This is a genomic window from Flavobacterium cheongpyeongense (genome assembly GCF_003202435.1).
Taxonomy (GTDB): Bacteria; Bacteroidota; Bacteroidia; order Flavobacteriales; family Flavobacteriaceae; genus Flavobacterium; species Flavobacterium cheongpyeongense.
On sequence record NZ_QJHK01000003.1, the window covers coordinates 288,304 to 312,808 of the forward strand.

The 24,505-nt window shown below is 30.4% G+C and carries 23 protein-coding genes; all 23 read left to right on the plus strand.

The window, feature by feature from the left end:
• Positions 1 to 627 carry an acyltransferase gene (locus DMB65_RS22630; protein ID WP_110305707.1) on the plus strand — a complete coding sequence of 209 codons (627 nt, stop codon included), beginning with the start codon at positions 1 to 3 and terminating at the stop codon, positions 625 to 627.
• The gene (locus DMB65_RS05420) at positions 617 to 1,495 is read left to right on the plus strand and encodes a class I SAM-dependent methyltransferase (RefSeq protein ID WP_110305634.1); all 879 of its coding nucleotides are present in this window, start codon (positions 617 to 619) and stop codon (positions 1,493 to 1,495) included. Before DMB65_RS22630 ends, DMB65_RS05420 begins: the two co-directional genes overlap by 11 nt.
• Positions 1,492 to 2,385, plus strand: a complete 894-nt coding sequence (locus DMB65_RS05425) for an NAD-dependent epimerase/dehydratase family protein (RefSeq protein WP_110305635.1) — start codon at positions 1,492 to 1,494, stop codon at positions 2,383 to 2,385. Before DMB65_RS05420 ends, DMB65_RS05425 begins: the two co-directional genes overlap by 4 nt.
• Positions 2,364 to 3,512, plus strand: coding sequence for a glycosyltransferase family 4 protein (locus tag DMB65_RS05430; protein ID WP_110305636.1), 1,149 nt, complete (start codon positions 2,364 to 2,366; stop codon positions 3,510 to 3,512). The genes DMB65_RS05425 and DMB65_RS05430 overlap by 22 nt, the downstream gene beginning before the upstream one ends.
• Before the next feature lie 2 nt (positions 3,513 to 3,514).
• The gene (locus tag DMB65_RS05435; RefSeq protein ID WP_110305637.1) at positions 3,515 to 4,405 is read left to right on the plus strand and encodes a glycosyltransferase family 2 protein; all 891 of its coding nucleotides are present in this window, start codon (positions 3,515 to 3,517) and stop codon (positions 4,403 to 4,405) included.
• Between the two features lie 118 nt (positions 4,406 to 4,523).
• The gene (locus tag DMB65_RS05440) at positions 4,524 to 5,549 is read left to right on the plus strand and encodes a glycosyltransferase (protein ID WP_110305638.1); all 1,026 of its coding nucleotides are present in this window, start codon (positions 4,524 to 4,526) and stop codon (positions 5,547 to 5,549) included.
• Between the two features lie 31 nt (positions 5,550 to 5,580).
• Positions 5,581 to 6,321: a glycosyltransferase family 2 protein gene (locus tag DMB65_RS05445; RefSeq protein WP_110305639.1), complete on the plus strand. Its 741-nt coding sequence runs from the start codon at positions 5,581 to 5,583 to the stop codon at positions 6,319 to 6,321.
• Between the two features lie 46 nt (positions 6,322 to 6,367).
• A complete protein-coding gene (locus tag DMB65_RS05450) occupies positions 6,368 to 7,447 on the plus strand; it encodes a glycosyltransferase family 2 protein (protein WP_110305640.1) in 1,080 nt (359 codons plus the stop codon).
• A gap of 24 nt (positions 7,448 to 7,471) precedes the next feature.
• Positions 7,472 to 8,563 carry a glycosyltransferase family 4 protein gene (locus tag DMB65_RS05455; RefSeq protein WP_110305641.1) on the plus strand — a complete coding sequence of 364 codons (1,092 nt, stop codon included), beginning with the start codon at positions 7,472 to 7,474 and terminating at the stop codon, positions 8,561 to 8,563.
• 3 nt (positions 8,564 to 8,566) lie between these two features.
• Positions 8,567 to 9,235, plus strand: coding sequence for an acylneuraminate cytidylyltransferase family protein (locus DMB65_RS05460; protein ID WP_110305642.1), 669 nt, complete (start codon positions 8,567 to 8,569; stop codon positions 9,233 to 9,235).
• Positions 9,236 to 9,251: 16 nt separating this feature from the next.
• The gene (neuB, locus tag DMB65_RS05465; protein ID WP_110305643.1) at positions 9,252 to 10,292 is read left to right on the plus strand and encodes an N-acetylneuraminate synthase; all 1,041 of its coding nucleotides are present in this window, start codon (positions 9,252 to 9,254) and stop codon (positions 10,290 to 10,292) included.
• Between the two features lie 9 nt (positions 10,293 to 10,301).
• Positions 10,302 to 11,423 (plus strand): UDP-N-acetylglucosamine 2-epimerase, encoded by a 1,122-nt coding sequence (gene neuC, locus DMB65_RS05470; RefSeq protein ID WP_110305644.1) that lies wholly within the window; start codon positions 10,302 to 10,304, stop codon positions 11,421 to 11,423.
• Entirely contained in the window at positions 11,423 to 12,823 is a 1,401-nt protein-coding gene (locus DMB65_RS05475; protein WP_110305645.1) for a UDP-glycosyltransferase, read from the plus strand. The genes neuC and DMB65_RS05475 overlap by 1 nt, the downstream gene beginning before the upstream one ends.
• A 46-nt stretch (positions 12,824 to 12,869) precedes the next feature.
• Positions 12,870 to 14,297, plus strand: coding sequence for an MBOAT family O-acyltransferase (locus DMB65_RS05480; RefSeq protein WP_110305646.1), 1,428 nt, complete (start codon positions 12,870 to 12,872; stop codon positions 14,295 to 14,297).
• A gap of 10 nt (positions 14,298 to 14,307) precedes the next feature.
• Positions 14,308 to 15,270: a hypothetical protein gene (locus DMB65_RS05485; protein ID WP_123955272.1), complete on the plus strand. Its 963-nt coding sequence runs from the start codon at positions 14,308 to 14,310 to the stop codon at positions 15,268 to 15,270.
• Positions 15,271 to 15,273: 3 nt separating this feature from the next.
• Positions 15,274 to 16,707: an MBOAT family O-acyltransferase gene (locus DMB65_RS05490; RefSeq protein ID WP_110305648.1), complete on the plus strand. Its 1,434-nt coding sequence runs from the start codon at positions 15,274 to 15,276 to the stop codon at positions 16,705 to 16,707.
• Positions 16,707 to 17,588 carry a hypothetical protein gene (locus tag DMB65_RS05495; protein ID WP_110305649.1) on the plus strand — a complete coding sequence of 294 codons (882 nt, stop codon included), beginning with the start codon at positions 16,707 to 16,709 and terminating at the stop codon, positions 17,586 to 17,588. The genes DMB65_RS05490 and DMB65_RS05495 overlap by 1 nt, the downstream gene beginning before the upstream one ends.
• A gap of 2 nt (positions 17,589 to 17,590) precedes the next feature.
• Positions 17,591 to 18,748 (plus strand): glycosyltransferase family 4 protein, encoded by a 1,158-nt coding sequence (locus tag DMB65_RS05500; RefSeq protein WP_110305650.1) that lies wholly within the window; start codon positions 17,591 to 17,593, stop codon positions 18,746 to 18,748.
• 2 nt (positions 18,749 to 18,750) lie between these two features.
• The gene (locus DMB65_RS05505) at positions 18,751 to 20,295 is read left to right on the plus strand and encodes a glycosyltransferase family 2 protein (protein ID WP_110305651.1); all 1,545 of its coding nucleotides are present in this window, start codon (positions 18,751 to 18,753) and stop codon (positions 20,293 to 20,295) included.
• Positions 20,292 to 21,281 (plus strand): glycosyltransferase family 2 protein, encoded by a 990-nt coding sequence (locus DMB65_RS05510; protein ID WP_110305652.1) that lies wholly within the window; start codon positions 20,292 to 20,294, stop codon positions 21,279 to 21,281. Before DMB65_RS05505 ends, DMB65_RS05510 begins: the two co-directional genes overlap by 4 nt.
• Before the next feature lie 5 nt (positions 21,282 to 21,286).
• Positions 21,287 to 22,303, plus strand: coding sequence for an ATPase (locus DMB65_RS05515; RefSeq protein WP_110305653.1), 1,017 nt, complete (start codon positions 21,287 to 21,289; stop codon positions 22,301 to 22,303).
• The gene (locus tag DMB65_RS05520; RefSeq protein ID WP_110305654.1) at positions 22,303 to 23,421 is read left to right on the plus strand and encodes a glycosyltransferase; all 1,119 of its coding nucleotides are present in this window, start codon (positions 22,303 to 22,305) and stop codon (positions 23,419 to 23,421) included. Before DMB65_RS05515 ends, DMB65_RS05520 begins: the two co-directional genes overlap by 1 nt.
• On the plus strand, positions 23,418 to 24,503 hold the full coding sequence (locus DMB65_RS05525; protein WP_110305655.1) for a glycosyltransferase: 1,086 nt from the start codon (positions 23,418 to 23,420) through the stop codon (positions 24,501 to 24,503). The genes DMB65_RS05520 and DMB65_RS05525 overlap by 4 nt, the downstream gene beginning before the upstream one ends.
• Positions 24,504 to 24,505: the final 2 nt, after the last annotated feature.

The window sequence follows — 24,505 nt, forward strand, 5'->3', positions numbered from 1 at the left end:
GTGATACATAAATTAAAGAGATATATTAAGATTTTTTTTTGCAAAAAGAACTCTAAATTAGCGTTGAAGGTTTCTGATTATATAGTTTCTCCTATTTCATCAAATATTAAAGGAGCTCATATTTCGCTTAGAAACCCAATAAAAAATAAAAAATATATTCTAATAGGAGAGAATTGCCATATTACAGGCAACTTTATTTTTGAGATTCAAGATGGTAAAATTACTATAGGTGATAGAACATTCATTGGAGGTGGAACTTTTATTTGTATTGATGAAATAGAAATTGGCAATGATGTTATGTTTTCATGGGGATGTACAGTTGCAGATAATAATTCTCATTCTAATATTTGGTCTGAACGTAAAGATGATGTTTTAGATTGGAAAAAAGGCTTAGATGAAAATAAAATAGGTGCTTACAAAGATTGGACGAATGTAAAAAAAGCTAAAATTACAATAAAGGATAAAGCTTGGATTGGGTTTAATAGTATTATTTTAAAAGGAGTAACTATAGGTGAAGGAGCTATCGTTGGTGCAGGTAGCGTAGTTACAAAAGATGTCCAAGACTGGACGATTGTAGCAGGGAATCCGGCACGAATGGTAAAAGAAATTCCAGAAAATGAAAGATAGAATGACTTGGGAAGAAACTATTAAGTTTATTCGGACGCAGCCAGAATTTGATTATTTAGTGGATAAAGCTTATTTTGAAGAAAATCTTCCTTTAAATGTAGAACGTTTTACAAAAAGTGAAGAATTTATTGAAACTCTAAAAATTTTAAAACAATATCAACCTTTCGCTAAAACAATTTTAGATATTGGTAGTGGAAACGGAATTAGTGCCGTGGCATTGGCCTTAGAAGGTTATCATGTTGTATCTATAGAGCCAGATCCAAGCGAGACTATTGGTGCTGGAGCAATTAGGAAATTAAAACATCACTATAATTTAACTAATTTAGAGATTTACGAAGCTTTTGCTGAAGAACTCCAACTGCAAAGTGAAAGTTTTGATATAGTTTATACGCGTCAATGCATGCATCATGCATACGATCTGGATAAATTTGTTGCTGAGGCAAGCAGAGTCACAAAAAAAAGGGGATTATTTATTACCATTCGGGATCATGTAATTTTTAATCAAAAAGACAAAGAATGGTTTTTAGAAAATCATCCCCTGCAAAAATTTTACGGAGGGGAAAACGCCTTTCAAACTGTAGAATATAGAACGGCGATGGAAAAAGCAGGCTTAAAAGTAGAAAAAGAAATCAAATATTATGAGAGTGTCATAAATTATTTTCCGGTTTCTAAAGAAGAAATTCTGAATAACTTTCAAATTAGAAGATCAAAAGCAATCTCCAATTTTAAGAATAAATTTGGCATTTTATCAAGGCTTACTTTTTTTCAGTATTTATATTTAAAGAGGAAAGGTTTAAATGAAAGTAAGAAGTTAAATGAAAATGAAATTCCAGGAAGAATGTATTCTTATATAACAATAAAAACATGAAAATCTTAATTATAGGTTCCAGTGGATTTATTGGCAGTCATTGCGTTGATTATTTTTCTAATAAAGGATTTGAAGTCTGGGAAGCAGATGTTAATGCAAGTCAAAAAGAAAAATTTTACAAAATAGAACGTCATAACTCTGATTTTTCTGCAGCTTTTAAGGAAAACAAATTTGATGTTTGTATTAATGCATCAGGCTCTGCACATGTTGGTTTTTCTTTTGAAAATCCTTCACAGGATTTTGAACTTAATGTTGTTAATGTACAGAAAATATTAGTAGCGATTAGGGACTATAATAGTAATTGTAAGTTTATTAATTTTTCCAGTGCTGCTGTTTATGGTAACCCGAAAGTTTTACCAATTGCAGAGAACAGTATTTGCAAACCATTGTCTCCTTATGGTTTTCATAAATTGCAAAGTGAACTGCTCTTAACAGAATATCATAAATTTTTTGGGTTGCATACTTGTAGCTTACGCGTTTTTTCGGCATACGGACCAGGGTTAAGAAAACAGCTTTTTTGGGATTTGTACCAAAAGGCAATTGATAATGAAATAGTTTCTCTTTTTGGTTCCGGTACTGAGACCAGGGATTTTATATATATAGATGATTTAATACAAATTTTAGATTTAGTTATTCACCATTCTTCTTTTCAAGGCTCCATTTATAATGTGGCAAGTAATACTGAAACTACAATTGCTCAAGCAGCAAAAGTTTTCATTAAAGAGTTTTCTCCTCAAAAGAAACTTGCTTTTAACGGAGAAACTAAAATTGGAGATCCTAATAATTGGGTAGCAGATATTACCGGAATTATTCAAATGGGTTTTCAAAAGACATTCAGTTTAGAAGAAGGGATTAAAAAATATGTTTTATGGCTAAAAGAATTAAAATAGGGATTGTTTATTCTTACGACGAAAATTGGATTGGAGGGACCTATTATTACCAAAATCTCATACAGTCTCTTAATTTATTAGCTGATAATCAAAAACCACATCTGATTATCTTAAGTAACGATCCATCTTCTTTTGAATCAATTCACTCATTTAACTATCCATTTATCACTTATAAGCAATTAAATAAGCCACCGTCTTTTTTAAAAAAATGTTTGAACAAGTTGTTTAGAATGATGTTCAGAAGGGATATAGCGAAAAAAAAAGTAAACTATGGGATAGATGTCTTGTTTCACCCCACTGAAATACAAATTCCAAATTCAATTAGAAAGCATTTATACTGGATACCGGATTTTCAGGAACTTTATCTGCCTCATCTTTTCTCAGAAGATTATTTGTATTTTAGAAAAAAAACGCAAAAAGAACTATTGTCAAATGATAAATATATTTTGTTCAGTAGTAATGATGCAAGCCATGATTTTAAGAAACTGTATCCTAATGCAAAATCAAAGACCTATGTAGTGAATTTTAGTGTTTTTCACCCCAATTATTCGAATATTGACATTGAAAAACTTAGAATTAAATATAATCTAGATGCAGTTCCGTACTTTTTTTCTCCTAATCAATTTTGGAAGCATAAAAACCATATTATTGTTTTAAAAGCTGTAAAGAAAATCAAAGAAAGTTATAATTATAACTTTCAGGTTGTTTTTTCGGGTAAAGAGTATGATCATAGAAATCCTGCTTATTTTGATGATATAAAACAATTTGTAAAAGATCATAACTTACAAGATAATATTAAATTTTTAGGATTTATTGACAGAGGAGAACAGTTGTGTTTTATGAATAATGCTTTATCCGTAATACAACCTTCGTTATTTGAAGGATGGAGTAGTGTGGTTGAAGATGCTAAAGCCATGAATCAAAATGTTATAGTTTCATCCTTAAATGTTCATAAAGAACAATTAGGCAATCAGGGGTATTTTTTTGATCCTGAGAATGAAGAAGAGTTGATAAATAAAATGGTTTATTTTTTAGAAAATAATGTCAATAGGCCAGAGTTTAAATATAAAGACCAATTGTATTTATTCGGACAGAAATTTATGGATGTAATTTCAGTAATCAATTAAAAATGAACTACCCGAAAATATCAATTGTAACACCAAATTTTAACGGAGGAGAATATCTGGAGGATACTATTCTGTCTGTTTTATCTCAGAACTACCCTAATCTGGAGTATATTATTATTGATGGTGGCAGTACTGATAATTCAATTGATATTATTAAAAAGTATGAAGACCAATTAACATACTGGATAAGCGAGCCTGATAATGGTTTATATCAAGCAGTCCAAAAAGGATTTGATAAATCGACCGGTGAAATTATGGCGTGGATCAATTCAGACGATGTGTATCATCCAAAAGCTTTTTTTACGGTTGCTGAAATATTTAACTTAGACGGAGTAAACTGGCTTCAGGGAGTTCCCTCTACTTTAGATGAGGGAGGCAGGACAATAGGGGTCAGTAAAGTAAAAAGATGGTCCAAATTTAATTATTATACAGGTAACTTTCATTGGATCCAGCAAGAGTCTGTTTTTTGGAGACGATCTTTATGGCAAATCTCAGGAGGGAAATTGGAAACTGAAATGAAATATGCAAGTGATTTAGAATTGTGGCTTCGTTTTTTTAGGTTTGAAAAATTATTTGTTACCAATGCTTTGTTAGCAGGTTTTCGGGTAAGATCCAAAAATCAACTGTCTTTAGATCATAAGGATGCCTATTTCATAGAAGCGAGTGATAGAATAAATATTGAGGTTAACAATGCCATTTCACTTGAAGAAAAAAAAATAGCAATACAAATAAGAAAATATGACCTTGCAATAAATAAATTCCGATTCAAACCTTTTAAACAAATATTTGGTGCCATTTTTTACCTGAAAATGAAAAAAACGAAAGAATCACTATTTGATTATCCGCCTTTGATAACCTTTGACAGAATCAACCAGAAATTTAAAATTGAATAAAGTATGCTAAAAATAAAAAAATTAAATAATCAAGAAACATTAGATATATCAAATAAAATCAGAAATAGATATTTACAAGAACATTCAAAAGATCAACAGACAATAAATAAATTATCCAATGCGAATAGGCTATAATCCTCATAAAGATAAAGAAGATTCAAAGTCTGATTCTTATTCCCATCAGGTAATTATTCCTGTCTATATTCCAGATCATAAAGGATATTTTAAGGACAGTTTTGCTATTTTAAAATTATGTCTAACCTCGTTATTTAAAACATCCCACAAAAAAACTTTTATAACAATTGTAAATAACGGAAGTTGTAAAGAGGTTACTGATTATTTAAATGAGTTGTTTTTAAATGAGCAAATTCATGAAGTTGTCACTACCACAAACATTGGTAAACTAAATGCAGTTTTAAAAGGGATTATTGGGCATAATTTTTCTCTTGTTACGATTGCAGATTCAGATGTTATGTTTTTAAATGGCTGGCAAAAATCGACTTATACTATCTTTGAAAACTTTCCTAAAGCCGGTGCTGTTTGCCCTACACCCTCATCACGTTCCTTAAGAACTTATACAGCCAATATTTATTGGGATATGTTTTTTTCAAAAAAAATCCTGTTTTCAAATGTCATCAATCAGAAAGGATTAAAGATGTTTGCAGAAAGTGTTGGTAACCCGGAATTTTATAATAAAATTCAATTGCAAAAGTTTTTGACAATTGTGAACAAAAATCAAAAAGCAGTTATCGGGGCCGGACATTTTGCGACAACGTACAGAGGCGATATTTTTGAAAGTGTAAAAATGAAATATTCAAATTATAAACTTGGTGGTAATAGTGAAAATCAAATTTTAGATATACCAGTCATTAAAAAAGGTTTTTGGCGTTTGTCCACAACAGAAAATTATGCCTATCATATGGGGAATACTCTTGAAGACTGGATGCATGCTGAAAGTGATAAAATTGTTACTCAAGAGGTAATAGATTCGGTTATCCTTAAAGGCAAGCTAAGTAATTCAAAGGCTTTGTATTTTATAAAAAACAGATTGTTTGCAAAGTTTATTTTAAATAAGAAGGTAATGCGTTATTTTATTATTTGGAAAGGATTGTCTAAAGTAGAAGCTAAAGAGTATCTGGTATAATTTATTTAATCATTAGAAAATTCTCAATGGCATGAAAATATCCATTATTACGATCAATTACAACAACGTTGAAGGGCTTAAAAAAACCGTAGAAAGTGTTGTTAATCAATCCTCAAAAGTATTTGAATATATTGTTATTGACGGAGGGTCTGCAGATGGGAGTGCCGAATACTTACTTGCTCATAATGAAAACTTAAACTATTGGGTAAGTGAGCCTGATAAAGGTATTTATAACGCAATGAACAAGGGGATATTACAGGCCAGAGGTGATTACTTTTTGTTTTTAAATAGTGGCGATATATTAGTAGATGATAAAGAAATTATAAATAAAATTGTTTTGACTTTAAATCACCAGGCTGTTTATTATGCACCCATATATTTGAAGAAAAATAATTTAACTGAAAGTAAGATTGAATATCCGGAAAATTTAGATGAACGGTTTCTTTTTACCAATACGATATGTCAACAGGCTGTAATTTACCATAAATCTCTTTTTGTAGATAATGTTTTTGACGAAAAATTAAAATACATTTCGGATTGGAAAATGCATTTTTCTTTATTTAAAAGTAAAACTAAATTTATTCATTTCAATATCCCTTTTGCAATTTATGATTTAAATGGATTAACCAGTAAAGGAGCAACAAAATATAATTCGCATAAGGAGAGGCTAAAAGTGCAATTTTTAGAGTTTCCATTCTATTTTTTTAAATATTACGGCAAGAATTGGAGGGTGCAGTTGAAGCTACTTAAAATTCTCTTTAAAATTAATTAAATATTTAGAGTAGTAGGATTTTTGAAAATAAACTAAAAGAATTGTAATGGTTACTATTTTATACGCTTATCGAAACCGGGAAATTAATAGGGTTAAACGTTCTCTAAATTCATTAGCTTCACAGGCAAAACAAAATTTTAATGTTATTTTTGTCGATTACGGATCTAAAAAACAAATTGCTTCAGAAATAAAAAAACTGGTTGAGCAGTTTTCTTTTTGTAATTATCATTATCTGTTTTCTGAGTTTCAGCCTTGGAACAAGAGCAAAGCTTTTAATTATGTTTTAAAAAACCTTGATTCCGAATATTGTTTTACAGCTGATGTGGATATGATTTTTCATCCTGAATTCACATCGGTTTTAGAAGAGAAATGCAATCCTGACAAGATAACTTATTTTCAGGTTGGCTACATGTCTGATGACGAGAATAAAAAAGAGGATGTTAATTATGATGATTATAATATTAAATTTTTAGGCAGCAGGGATTCCACCGGAGTGACCCTTTTCCCGGTTGAAAAGTTAAAAAGTATTCAGGGATTTGATGAATTTTTTCATTTTTGGGGAGCAGAGGATACAGAAATACACAACAGAATAAGAAAAGCGGGTTGTGAGTTAGAATTTTATGATCAAAAAATATTGATGTTACATCAATGGCATAAAAATTACAGAAAAAGAGAAACAGTACATTTAAACACAGAATTACAGTTATCGCAAATTGTAGAAATAAATCATCGTCATTTAGTACACAATTCTCAAAATGAGATAGAGAATGTAAATTCTCAAAATTGGGGAAAAATAATTTCAGAATCAGAGTTTAATGAATTAGAGTGTTTTGACACCAATCTGGTTTTGAATAATAAAGCAGAAGTAATCGAACATTTTTTATTTGTTGAGCTTCCACGATTTCAGGAAGGTATTTTATCAGTTTGTTTTGTTGAAGATGATTTTCAGACATCCTTGAAATACAAACTCAAAAAAAGAATGGGTAAAAAAGTACCCAAATATTATAGTTTAAAAGAAATAAATGATAAGTTACTTTTACATATAATTTCGTTTTATCACCAGTTTCCTTATACGTATAAGGTCAGCAACGATCTAAAAAGTATAAGTTTTAAAATAAAAAAATAGTTAGAATCTAAATTTATAAAACGGATGGCACAAGTAATTTTAGTATCACAATTTCCACTTCCCTATTCTAAAACCGGAAGCTGGACAACAATGTATTATAATTATCTGAGTAGTAATCATCAAATAGATTATGTAATCTGTCATGCACCTGACAAGGTAATAAATACTGTAAAATATCAATTTGTGTCTGAAACTATAATTGATAAAGTAAAAAGAAAAATCTTTAAAAAAACCTATTTAGGATATTTAAAAGCTTTTAAGAAGGTAATTAAAAAAGATGGCAAATATATCATCCAGATCGTTGATAATTTTGGCATAATAAAACCTTTACAAAAAATTTTGATTGAAAATGGTTGGAGAGAAAATTGCCAGGTTCAGTTTTTTTATCATGGATACCCTCCTTATTTAGCCAATTTTTATGGCAGATGGTTTTTCGAAAGTATTGACGAAATGATTTTACTCACGCATGATAGTTATAAGGTACACAAGGATACCTATACCATATTGCCTTGTAAATTTTCGGTATTGCATAATGGAATAGATACAGATCAATTTCATAAAATTTCCTCTGAAGAAAAGTTAATTTTCAAAAACCAATTAGATTTAAAAGACAAAAAGGTTTTTATTTGGTGTTCTAAAGATCATCCCAAAAAAGGATTGGACTTTATACTGGAAGTTTGGAAAAAGATACATGTACAAAACAAAAATATAGCTTTACTGGTCGTTGGAGCTACCCGAAATCACGAAATTGAAGGAGTTCATTTTTTAGGAAAAATTCCAAACAATGAACTTCCAAAATATTACCAAATGGCAGATTGCTATTTGTTTCCAACACTTTGTCATGAAGGTTTTGGGATGAGCTTAATAGAAGCCCTGCATTCAGGTTGTTATTGCATTGCATCGGCAATAGGAGGCGTTCCGGAAGTTTTACAATATGGAGCGCTAGGCAGACTAATAGAGAATCCGCATTTTCAGCAGGAATGGGAAGACGCCATATTCGAATTTCTAAATAAAGAAGAAATAAAAGATATTGTAATTCCCGATAATTTGTATTCAGCGCAAAGCTGGAATTCAGGTATGAATAAAATTATCGAAAATGCTAAAAACAGGTTTTAACAAATGAGAACTATTGCCATCATTCCAGCTCGTGGAGGCTCTAAAAGATTGCCTCAAAAAAATATAAAACTGCTTGGAGGAATTCCCCTGATTGCCCATAGTATTTTATATGCTAAGGCAAATAGTGATATAATTAATGAAATTTACGTGTCAACTGATGATGATGAAATAAAAAATGTAGCATTGCAGTTTGGGGCAAAAGTAATCGACAGGCCAAAATCATTATCAGGTGATTTTGAGCCCACAGTTTCGGCCCTCAAAAATGTATTGCAACAAATCGATGAAGAAATAGAAAATATTATTCTTTTACAACCTACTAATCCTTTGAGACCTGAAAATTTGCTAAAAGATGCTTTCAAATATTATCAGAAAAATCAACAAGACAGTTTATTTACGGTCACCAGAAATCATCAAAAATTTGGAAAAATTGAGGATAAAAAATTTATTCCTTTTAATTACGAAATAGGACAACGCAGTCAGGATTTAGAGCCTCTTTTTTTCGAAAATGGATTGCTTTATATTAGTAAGGCTAAATTGATTTTAGGGGATAAAATTATTTCTGAAAATGCTTTTCCATTCGTAATAGATTCTATTTTTGACAAAATTGACATAGACACTCAGGAAGATTTTGATTACACAGAATATTTATACAATAAATATATAAAAACATAATTCAGAACACCCTTTTATGAACACATACATTGAAATTGCAGGAAGAAAAATAGGTTCCGATTTTCCGCCTTTAGTTATTGCCGAAATAGGAATAAATCATGAAGGTTCTTTACAGGTAGCTAAAGAAATGGTAGATGCCGCGTACCGGGCAGGAGTGGAGGTAGTCAAGCATCAGACACACATTGTAGAAGACGAAATGAGCGGAGCAGCCAAAAAAGTAACACCCGGTAATGCTGATGTTTCTATTTACGAAATCATGGAACGCTGTTCTTTGAATGAAGCGGATGAGTTAGAACTTAAAAATTATGTAGAAAGCAAAGGAATGATTTTTATTTCTACACCGTTTTCTCGTGCTGCTGCAGAGCGTTTGAAAAAATTTGATATACCTGCTTATAAAATTGGTTCTGGTGAATGTAATAATTATCCATTACTTGAACATATAGCCTCTTTTGGCAAACCTGTTATTTTAAGTACGGGAATGAATACGATTGAAAGCATCCGAAAAGCTATTGCTATTTTTGATAAAAATAATATTCCTGTAGCTTTATTACATACAACAAATTTATACCCAACACCAATTCATCTGGTTCGTTTTGGTGCCATGATAGAAATGCATGAAGCTTTTCCGGATAAGGTCTTTGGTTTGTCTGATCATACCTTGAATAATAATGCGTGTTTAGGAGCAGTAGCTCTTGGGGCAAGTATTTTAGAAAGGCATTTTACAGATCACATGCAGCGTACAGGTCCGGATATTGTCTGCAGTATGGATGAAAAAGCTTGTCAGGAATTGATTGTTTCAAGTGCAGAAATAGCTCTGATGCGTGGTGGAACTAAAAAGCCGGCCTTAGAGGAACAAGTTACAATTGATTTTGCATTTGCAACAGTCTGTGCTATAAAATCAATTAAGAAAGGTGAAAAACTATCTAAGGAAAATATTTGGGTAAAACGACCTGGGACAGGAAAAATCCCCGCTGAACATTTTAATGATTTGATTGATAAAATTGCCCTGAGGGATATTAGTAATGATGAGCAATTAGATTTTTCTGATTTCGATTAAAGTATTTAAATGAAAAAAATCCTTTTCCTTACCGGAACCCGGGCAGATTTTGGGAAAATAAAATCATTAATTCAAATTCTGGAAGAAAAGTCCGAATTTGAAGTTTTTGTTTTCGTAACAGGAATGCACCTACAGGAAATTTATGGTTATACGTTGATAGAAATTGAGCGTTGTAATTTTAAAAACTTATTTACTTTTGAGAACCATACGCACGAAACCACAATGGATTTAACATTAGCTAAGACCATTGAAGGCTTGTCGGATTATTGCAAAAATATAAATCCGGATATGATCGTAGTTCATGGCGATCGTGTAGAAACTCTTGCCGGAGCTATTGTAGGTTCGCTCAATAATATTTTAGTGGCACATATAGAAGGTGGAGAAATTTCAGGAACAGTTGATGAGTTAATTCGCCACAGTGTTAGTAAATTAAGTCACATACATTTTGTATCAAATAAAGAAGCTGAAAAAAGGCTGATTCAAATGGGAGAAATAAAAGAATCGGTTTTTACAATTGGGTCTCCGGATATTGATATTATGTTTTCCAATCAACTACCAGAATTGAATATTGTAAAGGATTATTATGAAATCCCATTCCGTAAATTCGCCATTGTAATGTTTCATCCGGTAACTACTGAGTTTCAGTCGATGCAGCAGTACGCAAATTCTTTTGTAGATTGCTTATTGAAAGACAATCATAATTATGTGGTTATTTTTCCAAATAATGATTTAGGAAGCCAGTTTATTCTTGATGCTTACGAAAAGTTAAAACATCAAGAAAAATTCAGAATTTTTCCTTCAATTCGGTTTGAATACTTTTTAACATTATTAAAAAACAGTCAATTTATTATTGGCAACAGCAGTGCAGGTATTCGTGAAGCACCTTATTATGGAATTCCAATTATTAATATCGGAACCCGTCAGCAAAATAGAGCTGTTCATGCTGACATTATTAATGCCGATTATTCTGAAAAAGGAATAAATGAAGCACTTTCCATAATAGACAGGCACAAAATTAAAGTTTCAAATAATGATTTTGGTCAGGGAAATAGTGCTGAATTATTTCTTAAATGTCTCCAAAATTCGGATATTTGGCAGCTCAATCATCAAAAACAATTTAGAGACAGTTAATGCCAAACAAAAAGATATTTATTTTATTACCTGACGGGATTGGTCTTCGGAATTTTGCTTTTTCTAATTTTCAAAAAATAGGAATAGAGAAAAACTTTGATATAACCTATTGGAATAACACACCGTTTGATTTAACAACATTAGGTTTTAATGAAATTAAGATCAAAAAAGCAAAATCAAATCCTTTAACTGATAGTTATAAAAATGCCCGTAAGCATATTGAAATTAATTTGAATATAAAAAAAGAAAACGATCCGGTTTATCATACCTATAGGTTTCCTTTCTCTTATAAAAAAATTAAACCAGCTTTAAAAAATTTACTTTCACTATTTTTAATTACTTTTTATTCCTCAACCAAAGGATTAGAAAAAGTCCGAAAAAGAATTTTAAAATTAGAAAGTAGTACCTCTTATTTTAATGAGTGCCTGGAAACTTTACAAGATCAAAAACCAGATTTTGTGTTTTGTACCAATCAGCGTCCGGTCTTGGCAATCGCCCCCTTACTGGCAGCCAAAAAAATGAATATTCCAACGGCAACATTCATCTTTTCCTGGGATAATTTGCCAAAAGCCACTATGGTGGTGGAAACTGATTTTTATTTTGTGTGGAGTGAACACATGAAAAAGGAATTACTTCATTATTACCCCTACATAAGCGAAAAACAGATAATCATAACAGGTACACCTCAATTTGAAAATCATTTTGAAAGTAATCTGCGTGTTGCAAAAGAGCAATTTTATAAAGAACATCAACTCGATTTAAATAAAAAATACATTTGCTATTCGGGAGATGATATCACAACATGCCCGGATGATCCCCAATACCTGAGTGATGTAGCAGAAGCTGTGAGAAAGTTGAATGTAAAGGGATATTCCCTGGCAATACTTTTTAGACGTTGTCCAGTTGATTTTTCGAATAGGTTTGATACTGTAATAGCTAATTACCCGGATATTATCATGCCAATTACTCCCTTATGGGAAAGAATTGGACAAGGGTGGAATACCATTTTACCAACCAAAGCAGATGTGATCCTGCAGACTAATACGATACTGCATACCGAAATGGTGATAAATTTAGGTTCGTCGATGGTTTTTGATTATGCAGCTTATAAAAAGCCATGCGCATTTATTAATTATGATGTAAAGGCTAAAATAGATAAGAATTGGTCTGTTTCGAAAATTTACAATTATGTTCACTTTCGTTCAATGACTAATAAAAATGCAGTAATTTGGTTAGGTTCTGCGAATGAAATCGCTGATAAGATTGAATTTGGTTTACAGCACCCGCAACATACTATTGAAGATGCTAAGACATGGTTTGAAATAATAAACCAGCATCCTCCACAAGAAGCATCCAAACGTATTTGGGAAGCAATTAAAACTATTATTTCTAAAGAATAATCTTTTTATTTGCATCTTTATTTAAAATATAATTTTAAACTACTTTATGTTTTTTAACTCCATAGCATTTGCTATTTTTTTACCAATCGTTTTTTTCTTGTATTGGTTTGTTTTTAATAAAACCAAAAGCACTCAAAATGCTTTATTAATTATTGTCAGTTACTATTTTTATTCATGTTGGGACTGGAGATTCCTTTTTTTATTGGTGTTTTCAACTTTTTTGGATTATTATACGGGAATACAGATCGAAAAGGGAAAGTCAGAGAAAAGCCGTAAATTTTGGTTTTGGCTGAGTATATTAGTCAATTTAGGGTTTTTAGGAATCTTTAAATACTATAATTTTTTTGCGGCTTCCTTTTCAGAATTATTAAATTCAGTAGGGTTAAAAACAAGTCCAGTTTTATTAAATGTAATTCTTCCTGTCGGAATCTCATTCTATACTTTTCACGGCTTGTCTTATGTAATTGATATTTATTATAAGCGAATTAAAGCCGAATATAATTTTATAGATTATTCATTGTTTGTAAGCTACTTTCCGCTTCTTGTAGCCGGACCAATCGAAAGAGCCACTCATTTATTACCACAGGTAAAAGTAAAACGAGAATTTGATTTTGAAAAAGCCAAAGAAGGGTTTTGCCAATTAGTATGGGGATTATTTAAAAAGGTAGTTATAGCAGATAATTGCGCAATATATGCAAACAATATATTTGATAACTATGCTTCGATGGATTCCTTTTCATTGATTTTGGGGGCAGTATATTTTGCATTTCAAATTTACGGAGATTTTTCAGGTTATTCAGATATTGCATTAGGCGTTTCAAAATTATTTGGAATAGATTTATTAAGAAACTTCAATTACCCTTATTTTTCTAGAGATATTGCTGAGTTTTGGCGTCGTTGGCACATCTCTCTTTCATCATGGTTTAGGGATTATTTATATATTCCTTTAGGAGGGAGTAAGGGCTCAAAGTTAATGCAGATACGAAACGTATTTATTATTTTTCTCGTAAGTGGATTTTGGCATGGTGCAAATTGGACTTATATTGTTTGGGGACTAATACATGCAACTTACTTTTTAGTACTATTGTTGCTAAAGAAAAATAGGAATAATTTTGGAAAAATACGTATTTCATGGAATGTTTCTTCTGCAAAAACAATTGGGAGCATCTTAGTTACATTTGCGATCACCTGCTTTTCATGGATATTTTTTAGATCTCTAAACATTTATATGGCGTTAGATTACATTAAAAGAATTGTTTCTTTTAATTTTACTTTAGATAGTTTTAAAGAACATGTAAGTTTTATTATTATAATTATTTTACCTTATTTGATTCTATTGGAATGGAATAACAGAAACAAAGAATGTCCGTTATTTGACAGATTTTCAAAGATTAAAGTAGTAATCACTATTTTGTTTATTTTATTGTTTGGACAATTTGATATTCAAAGTAAATTCATTTATTTTCAATTTTAACTGGTTTATAATGAAGGTTTTTTTAAAATATATCATTCAAATTATTGCTGTTACTTTAGTTTTTGCCTTTGGTATTCAGTATTTTTCAGACAATGGATTTAAGCAACTTAAAAATTCAAGATATAATGATTGGGCAAATATTCTGAATGGTAAAATCAATAGTGAAATTATTATAAATGGTTCTTCAAGAGGTTTCGTAGGATATAATCCGGTAATTATAGGAGATAAACTAAATTTAAGTTGTTTTAATCTAAGTTTTAATGCGGGATCATATAATCTTCAGCAATCTAAATTTGATATTTATCTTAAAAATAATAAAACACCAAAAGTAATAATTCAGAATATTGATCTTGCATATTTTGTTAAAAGCACTAAACTGCCTGATGAAGAACAATTTTATCCTTTTATTTATAACAAAAGTATAGATTCATTAACAACAAAATTTGATAATAGATTTAGTCTTTTTAGGACGATACCATTGTTGAAATACAATCAAAAAATTAAAATGCTGGAAGAAGGAGTTATAGCTAATTTTTCAAATCCTTTTGAAAAAAATGTAAAAACAATTCAAGGATATTGTCCTCAAAACAGAATTTTTAAAGTTGATTATCATAATTTAAGTCGATTCCCAAATTTAACTTTTAAAGCTGAAAATAAGCATGAGATACTTCTTTTGCATGATATGATAAATTTTTACACTTGGAGACTTCATAAAGACGCAAAAATTATCTTTGTCTGGATGCCCGAATACAAACTCAGGTTAACTAAAAGTTTTGATTTGAAAAGAGAATCAATAATTGACGAACTAAATTTGATTCAAAAAAAAGATAAAAACTTCCTGTTCATTGATATGGCTTATGATGAAATGTCAAATCATACTCAGTATTATTACGATACATTTCATTTAAATGAAGTAGGTTCTAACCTTTTTTCTGAAAAAGTTTCTATGAAAATTAATGAATTTTTAAATTAATTTATGTTTTTTAACTCCATAGCATTTGCTATTTTTTTACCAATCGTTTTTTTCTTGTATTGGTTTGTTTTTAATAAAACCAAAAGCACTCAAAATGCTTTACTGATTATTGCCAGTTATTACTTTTATTCTTGTTGGGACTGGAGATTCCTTTTTTTGTTAGTTTTCTCTACTTTTTTAGATTATTATACCGGAATTCAGATCGAAAAAGGAAAGTCAGAGAAACTCAGGAAATTTTGGTTTTGGCTTAGTATATTAGTCAATTTAGGGTTTTTAGGAATCTTTAAATACTATAATTTTTTTGCGGCTTCCTTTTCAGAATTATTAAATTCAGTAGGGTTAAAAACAAGTCCAGTTTTATTAAATGTAATTCTTCCTGTCGGAATCTCATTCTATACTTTTCACGGCTTGTCTTATGTAATTGATATTTATTATAAGCGAATTAAAGCCGAATATAATTTTATAGATTATTCATTGTTTGTAAGCTACTTTCCGCTTCTTGTAGCCGGACCAATCGAAAGAGCTACTCATTTATTACCACAGGTAAAAGTAAAACGGGAGTTTAATTTTGAAAAAGCCAAAGAAGGTATTTACCAAATCATCTGGGGATTAGTTAAAAAAGTTGTCATTGCAGATACTTGTGCCACTTACGCTAATGCCATTTTTGATCATTATACTTCGATGAATTCTTTCTCCCTTATATTAGGGGCAGTTTATTTTGCATTTCAAATTTATGGGGATTTTTCAGGATATTCAGATATTGCCCTTGGGGTTTCGAAATTATTTGGGCTGGATTTATTACGAAATTTCAATTATCCCTATTTTTCAAGAGATATTGCAGAGTTCTGGCGTCGCTGGCATATATCGCTTTCATCGTGGTTTCGTGATTATTTGTACATACCATTAGGAGGAAGCAAAGGAGGATTATGGATGAAAATCAGAAATACTTTTATCATTTTTGTCGTAAGCGGATTTTGGCATGGAGCCAATTGGACCTACATCGTCTGGGGATTTATAAATGCAGTTTACTTTTTACCCTTATTGTTGCGAAACAGTAATCGAAACAATATGGATGTCTTTCAGTTAAAATTTGATTTAGATTCTGTCAAAATCTTGATAAGTATTTCTTATACTTTTTTTCTAACCTGTATCGCCTGGATATTTTTTAGAGCTAAAACCATAACAGATGCTATTTTGTATTTGAAACGAATTTTTACTAATAAAGAATTTGGCTTTCAATATTTAGACAACGAGCGTTATAATTACGAATTGCTTCTTATGATTGGATTATTTGTTTTGGTAGAATGGAATAGCCGGGCTAAAATTGAGCCTCTTTCAGGTAAAAGAAGCCTGTTAAAATTGGCTTTCGCAATTATGGCAATTATGGCTTTTGGAACCTTTTCAGATTATAAAGAATTTATTTATTTCCAGTTTTAATGAAGCAATTTCTAATTTATACAGCAAAAGTTTTACTCATAACAGTTTTAATTGCCGTTTTGATGGACGGACTCTATACTTATGTTTTTTTACAATCCAAAAACAGAGGGAAAATTGAAACTGTTTTTAATTCAAAATCACAAAATTATGATGTGGTAATTTTGGGTTCATCTCGGGCTAATAATCATTTTGTTTCAAAAATGTTTGAGGATAAAGGATTGAAAACATTTAATTACGGGATGAGTGGAGGGCATTTGTTTGAAGCATCATTATTGCTGAAATTAATGATTGAAAGAAAATATAGTATTAAAAATGTAATTTTAGAGGCTGATTTAAATCTTTCCAATGATCATCAGGCCGAAGGAATAGCTGCATTATTTCTTCCATATATTCATAATTCTCAAACTATAAAGCAACATTTTCAATCGAACGAAAATTTTAATGAGCTGTATTATATTCCTTTTTACAGGTATATAAAATATGACGGTAAAATTGGATTTAGGGAAACTTATAAAATAGTAAAGAGAGAAAAAACAAATGCTTTAGATAATTTAGGTTATTACCCGTTAGCAAAACACAAAAATGGGAATATGAAAAATAATATTGTGAATCTAAATCCTTTAAAGCACAATAAGTATTATGAAGAAATAAAGAATATTTGCAAAGAAAAAAAAATCAATTTTATTGCTGTAATGACACCAATGTGCGAAAATGTAGCAGGAATGAATTATTTTGAAAAGGTAAAAAAAGCTTATCCAGAAATTCATAATTACGAAAATGCGGTTGTCGAGAATAAATATTTTTCATCTTGTGGACATATGACTGATACTGGTGCCAGATTATTTACAGCCACTATTTTAAAAGATTTCTTTAATAAATAAAAATGAAAATAGCCTTTTTAACTCCGGAATACCCACACTCCAAAACAGGAAACTCAGGAGGAATCGGGACAAGCATTAAAAACTTAGCAATTGGACTTTTAGCAAAAGGAATTTCTGTGCGCATATTAGTTTATGGTCAAAAGGAGGATAACACATTTAGTGATGATGGAATTTTTGTTCAGCAAATAAAAAATGTAAAATTCAAAGGCTTATCATGGTTTTTAACCAGAAAAAAAATCGAAAGAATAATTAATGAACTATATTCAGAAAAAAAAATTGATTTAGTAGAAGCACCAGACTGGACAGGGATAACTTCATTTATAAAACCAAAATCATGTCCGTTAATTATAAGATTAAATGGGTCAGATACGTATTTTTGTCATTTGGAGAATCGTAAAGTAAAAAATATTAATAAATTTCACGAAAAAAGGGCATTAGAAAATGCAGACGGATTATTGTCTGTAAGTCAGTATACAGCAGATAAAACAAATATAATTTTTGGATTGAATAAGAAATTTACTGTAATCCCTAACCCTATTGATGTTAATTTATTTCAGGCAAATAATGAAACTTACAGGCAACAGCAAACTATATTATATTTTGGAAGTCTAATTAGAAAAAAAGGGCTTTTGGAGTTGCCGTTGATTTTTAACAAAGTATTAGAAAATATCCCTGATGCAAAATTGATTTTGATAGGTAGAGACGTTCCTGATATTATTTCAGGAAATTCTTCGACCTGGCAAATGATGCAGGAATTATTTTCAGATAAGGCCAAGCAAAATGTAGAATATTTAGGAAGTGTTCCATATATCGAAATAAAAGAAAAAATTCAACAAGCAACAGTTTGTGTTTTTCCATCCTTTGCAGAAGCTTTCCCGGTTTCCTGGTTAGAAGCCATGGCAATGAAAAAACCAATTGTAGCCTCAAATGTAGGTTGGGCAAAAGAAATGATTGATGAAGGGAAAAACGGCTTTTTAGTGCATCCAACCAATCATGAGGTTTTTGCACAAAAAATAAATGACTTAATGAAGGATGAAGTTTTGTGTTTTAAATTTGTACAGGCTGCGAGAGATAAAGTAGAAGAATATTTTGACATAAGTATAATAGCTAGTCAGAATATAGAATTTTACAAAAAAATAATTAGTCAAAAAAATAAATAATAATGATAATTGTTTATCATGAAAATAATAAAGTAATCGGCGTTAATGATGGAATTAAAAAGCTGTCTTTTTCAGATAAAAATATTGCAGTAACTTTATTTGAAATTGCAATTGCTTTTCCTGAAGAGTTAGTGATTTGGTGCCATTCAGATTTTAAATCTAATTTGAATGTTGCTGAATTTCATACAATTTTTCATCATCAAAAGATAATGGCATCTTATAATCCTTTTCAGAATTCATTTTTGTCAGACGCTATTGGCTATGTTGAAGAATCTCCTTTTTTGAATATCAATAAAAATGTTATTTACCCTACCTGGTTGATGAGTAGTAGTGTTGGAGGTATTCACGCTTCTGTTTTACTAGCTTTGAAGGAGGATGTTAAGGTTTCATATAATTTGGATTATTTTCTGTATTCATTGGCAAAACTCGCAATGCCACACGGACTTTTTTGTTATTCTGAGCCCCAATTATTGTGTGGAATTAAATACCAAAACAAAATTCATAAAAACAGCAATTTTATTTTATTTCGTTTTGTAAAACAACATTATAAAACCCGTTGGATATTTTTGTTATTTCTTAATTTTCTTTTATATAAAAATAGAATTGCTTTGTTGCCTTTATTTTATTCATTCCTTTATTCTCAAAGAAAGTTAAAAGATAATTTGTTGGAAAAAATTGATGTTCAGTCAACAAAAAGAGTAGTTGAACTAGGGACTGTAGATGTCATTATACCTACTATTGGAAGAAAAGAGTATCTGTATGATGTTTTAAAAGATTTAGCAAAGCAAACCCATCTTCCTAAAAATGTTATTATTGTTGAACAGAATCCAAATCCAGATAGTGTTTCAGAACTTGATTATCTTGAAAATGAAATTTGGAATTTCGATATAAAACATATTTTTACACATCAGGCAGGCGCATGTAACGCAAGAAATTTAGCTTTGGCTGAAGTAAAAAGCGAATGGGTATTTATGGCTGATGATGATATAAGGATAGATAAAGGCTTTTTGGATGGGGTATTTTTAAAAATTAATCAATTTGGTGTCAACGTGCTAACATTGGCTTGTTATGAGGAAGGATATTCTTTCAATAAAAAACTTGAAATCCAAATGCAATGGAGCTCATTTGGTTCAGGTTGTAGCATGGTAAAAAAACAATTTTTAGAAGATATAAAATATAATAAAAGGTTTGAGTTTGGTTATGGAGAAGATAGTGATTTTGGAATGCAATTAAGGAATTTAGGAACCGATATTTTGTATTTTCCAAACCCAGAAATTATTCATTTAAAGGCGCCAATTGGCGGATTTAGAACCAAACCGGTTTTGGCATGGCAAAAAGATGTAATTCAGCCTAAACCATCACCAACAGTTATGCTCTATAAAATATTGCATTTAAATGAAAAGCAAATAAAAGGGTATAAAACTATTTTGTTTCTCAAATTTTATAAAAAACAGTCCATAAAAAATCCGATTAGGTATTTTTCCAATTTTAAAAAGCAATGGAAGAGAAGTTTGTATTGGGCTAATCAGTTAAGAAATCAGGAATGAAATTTTCTTTAATCATTTGTACCTATATGAGACCGGAGCCTTTACTGAGATTATTGCAGTCAGTGAAGGAACAGACTTTATACCCTGATGAAATTTTAATTGTTGATGGTTCCCTAAACAATGATACAGCACTTATTGTTATTCAAAATCAATTTCAGAATTTAAAATATTTTTTAGTTGATGAAGTAAATAGAGGTCTTACGAAACAAAGAAATTTTGGAATTAATAATGTAGATGAAACGATTGAAGTTATTTGTTTTTTAGATGACGATACAGTTCTGGAAATTGATTATTTTGAAAATTTATTGAACACATACAAATTGTTCCCTGATGCATTAGGAGTTGGAGGTTATATCTCTAATGAAATAAAGTGGGAAAAAACAGATAATTATATACCTCAGGTAAATGAATTTTATTTTGATGGATGGAAAAGAAAAGATGGAAGCAGGTTTGTTTTAAGAAAAAAACTGAACTTAGATAGTGATTGCCCACCAGGCTTTTCTCCGGGTTTTTCTCACGGCCGCAGTATTGGTTTTTTGCCTCCAACAAATAAGATATATCAGGTAGAACAATTAATGGGCGGAGTTTCGTCTTTTAGAAAATCTGTTTTTAAAAAGTTTTCATTTTCTACTTATTTTAAGGGCTATGGTTTATATGAGGATGCTGATTTTACTTTACGAGTTGCTAAAACAGGAAAATTATATATAAATACTGCTGCCCAATTGTCTCATTTTCACGAACCTTCCGGCAGGCCTAATCAGTATAAATATGGTAAAATGGTCGTTAGAAACGGATGGTATGTCTGGAGGGTCAAAAATCCTGATCCAATTTTAAAAGATCGTCTAAAATGGAATTCCATAACTATTTTGCTAACCTTTATCCGGTTTAATAATGCTATAACCGGTAAAAATAAAAAGGAGGCCTTTACAGAAGCTTTAGGCAGAACTATTGGATGGTGGAGTTTACTATTTAATAAGCCAAAATAAAAAAAATGATATTTATATTAAAAAAGAAGATTTTAAAAAAGCTAAAAGAGTTTAGATTAAATTATTCATGTGTTCGGTATTATAATCAGGACAATCCGGTTATTTATGTTAATTTAAACCATCGCACTAAAGTCAGGACTTACCTGAATCTTTTTTTTAGAATTCATGAAGTTTATAAGGAGCCAATAGTTATTAAGTTTTCATTATTGAGAATGATTTTTTTGGCAAAATGGTTTAATGAACTCGATTATATTTATTTTAAAAAGCCATTTTCAAAAATAACAAAATTAAAAACCTTCAGCCATCATAAAAAAGCAGACTTTAGAGTTCATTACAATTACAAAAAAATATATTCTTCGCATCATTATCAAAAAGATGCTTTGCCCTATATTATGCATCCGGCCAATTATTTAAACTCCGATTCTAATACACTCGAAAAGAATATTGGTATTCTCATAAGTGGCAATTTTGATGAGAAGATATATGATACAAACGTTATTGAGCATAATTTTGGATTGCTTAACAGATGGGAGATTTACAACGAAATTGTGAAGCATAAAAAAGTGCTTTCAATTTCAGGAGATGAATTGGTAAAAGATTTATTTACAGGGTGTTTTAAAAATAACTTAGTCTTAATGAAGTGGCAGTCAGGAGCTATTCCAACATCCAAATGGCGCTATTATTTATCATCAGCTGATTTTATTTTTTGTGCTCCAGGAATGACAATGCCCATGTGTCATAATATTTTAGAGGCCATGTCTGTGGGGGTTATTCCAATTTTAAATTACCCTCATTGGCTAAATCCTTCTCTGGAAAATGATTTGAATTGCCTCGTATATAAAAATATTTCCGATATTAATTTTATAATAGACAAAGCACTTTCTATGTCTGATAATAAAAAAAATGAGATGCTAAAAAATGTAATTGAATATTATAAAAGCTACTATGAAAAATATGTTTTTAACGAGAATAAAAACAGTGATCTAATTGTTTTAAATGAAAATATTAAAGATTTAGTTTGATGAAATTTGCTATCATCACACACGTCGTTCACAAGCAAAAAGGAAACCAATATTTTGGTTATGCGCCCTATGTACGTGAAATGAATATATGGTTTAAATATACTGATGAGGTCATTGTGGTGGCTCCATTGGAAAATAAAGACATAACAGCAATCGATTTGGACTATAATCATAAAAGAATTGATTTTAGAGTTATCCCAAATTTCAATTTTATTGGTTTAAAAAATATTTTTTTGGCAGTTTTAAAATTGCCTGAAATTTTCTTGAAGATATTTTGGGCCATGAAAAATGCCGATCATATTCATTTGAGATGTCCGGGAAATGTGGGTTTGATTGGTTGTTTGGTTCAGGTTTTGTTTCCAAATAAGATAAAAACTGCAAAATATGCCGGAAATTGGGATCCAAAAAGTAAACAGCCATGGTCATATCGTTTGCAAAAATATATTTTGAATAATACTTTTTTGACTCGAAATATGCAAGTTTTGGTTTATGGAGAATGGGAGAATCAATCAAAAAATATAAAACCCTTTTTTACAGCTACATATTCAGGATTAGAAAAAGAAACAATTAAAAAGAAGGGTTTCGATTCAGGGACTCATTTTGTTTTTGTAGGGAGTTTAGTTTTAGGCAAAAATCCTCTGTATGCAGTAAAATTAATTGAAAAGCTAATCAGAAAAGGTAATAATGTTACTTTGGAATTATATGGTGAAGGTTCAGAAAGAGAAAATTTAGAAAATTACATTCAGGAAAATTTGCTCGAAAAGTATGTAGTTTTGAAAGGGAATCAAAATCAGGATGTCATTAAACAAACTTGCAAAAATAGCCATTTTGTAATATTGCCTTCTAAAAGCGAGGGTTGGCCAAAAGCTATTGCCGAGGGAATGTTTTGGGGATGCGTACCTGTTGCAACCAAAGTTTCATGTGTTCCGTTTATGCTGGATTATGGAAAGAGAGGTGTTCTGCTGGATATGGATTTAAAAAAAGATGAACAAAAAATAAAAGTAATCCTTAGTGATTGCAACAGTTTTTTTTCTAAAAGTAAATCAGCAAGTGACTGGTCACAAAAATACACGACTGATGTTTTTGAAGCTGAAATTAAAAAACTACTAGTAAAATGAGGATAGTACAAATCATAGATTCTTTGGAAGCTGGCGGTGCAGAGCGCATGGCTGTTAATTATGCGAACGCTTTAGCAAAAAAAATAGAGTTTTCAGCATTAGTGACAACCAGAAAAGAAGGCGTTTTGAAAAGTCAAATTTATGCAGAAGTACCGTATTTGTTTTTGGGCAAAAAGAAAAGAATTGATGTAAAAGCTGTTTTTAGATTAAGGAAGTTTATAAAAAACAATAAAGTAGATATAGTTCATGCACATAGCTCTTCTTTTTTTATAGCTGTTTTAGTAAAATTGACTTTTCCAAAAGTAAAAATTATCTGGCACGATCATTACGGAATTTCTCAAGATTTGACTTTTAGAAAAAGCCTTGGATTAAAGTACGGATCAGTATTTTTTAAAGGAAGTATTGCTGTAAATTCATCATTAAAAAAGTGGGCTGAGTCTTATTTGTTGTGCTCTAAAGTTGTTTATTTTCCAAATTTTATTTCAAACATTTTTCAGTTAAATGATAAAATAGAATTAAAAGGTATTGAAGGCAAAAGAATTATTTGTGTAGCCAATCTTCGCCCTCAAAAAAACCATAAATTACTTATAGAAGTTGCTGGTGTAATGAAGAAAAAATTTCCAGATTGGACATTTCATTTATTTGGAAAAGACTTTGAGGATGATTATTCAAGAGGAATTAAGAGGCATATCAAAAAATTAAAATTAGAAGAAAACATTTTTTTTTATGGAACTATACAAAATATTAGTTCGGTATTAAAACAGTGTGATATTGCTGTTTTAACTTCTTTATCAGAAGGTTTGCCATTGGCAGTTTTAGAATATGGTTTACATCAGATGCCAGTTGTAAGTACCAATGTGGGGGAAATTTCGAAAATTATTACATCAGACAGAGAAGGTTTTCTTGTAGAGTCAAATAATGTAGATCAATTCACGAACGCACTTATAAAGTTTATTGAAAACAAAAGTCACAGAAATGTTGTTGGACAGAGGTTAAAAAATAAAATAAAATTAAATTTCAGTGAAGAATCAATTACTAACGAATATATTTTGTGGTTGAACTCGTTGATTTATTCACATTAAAA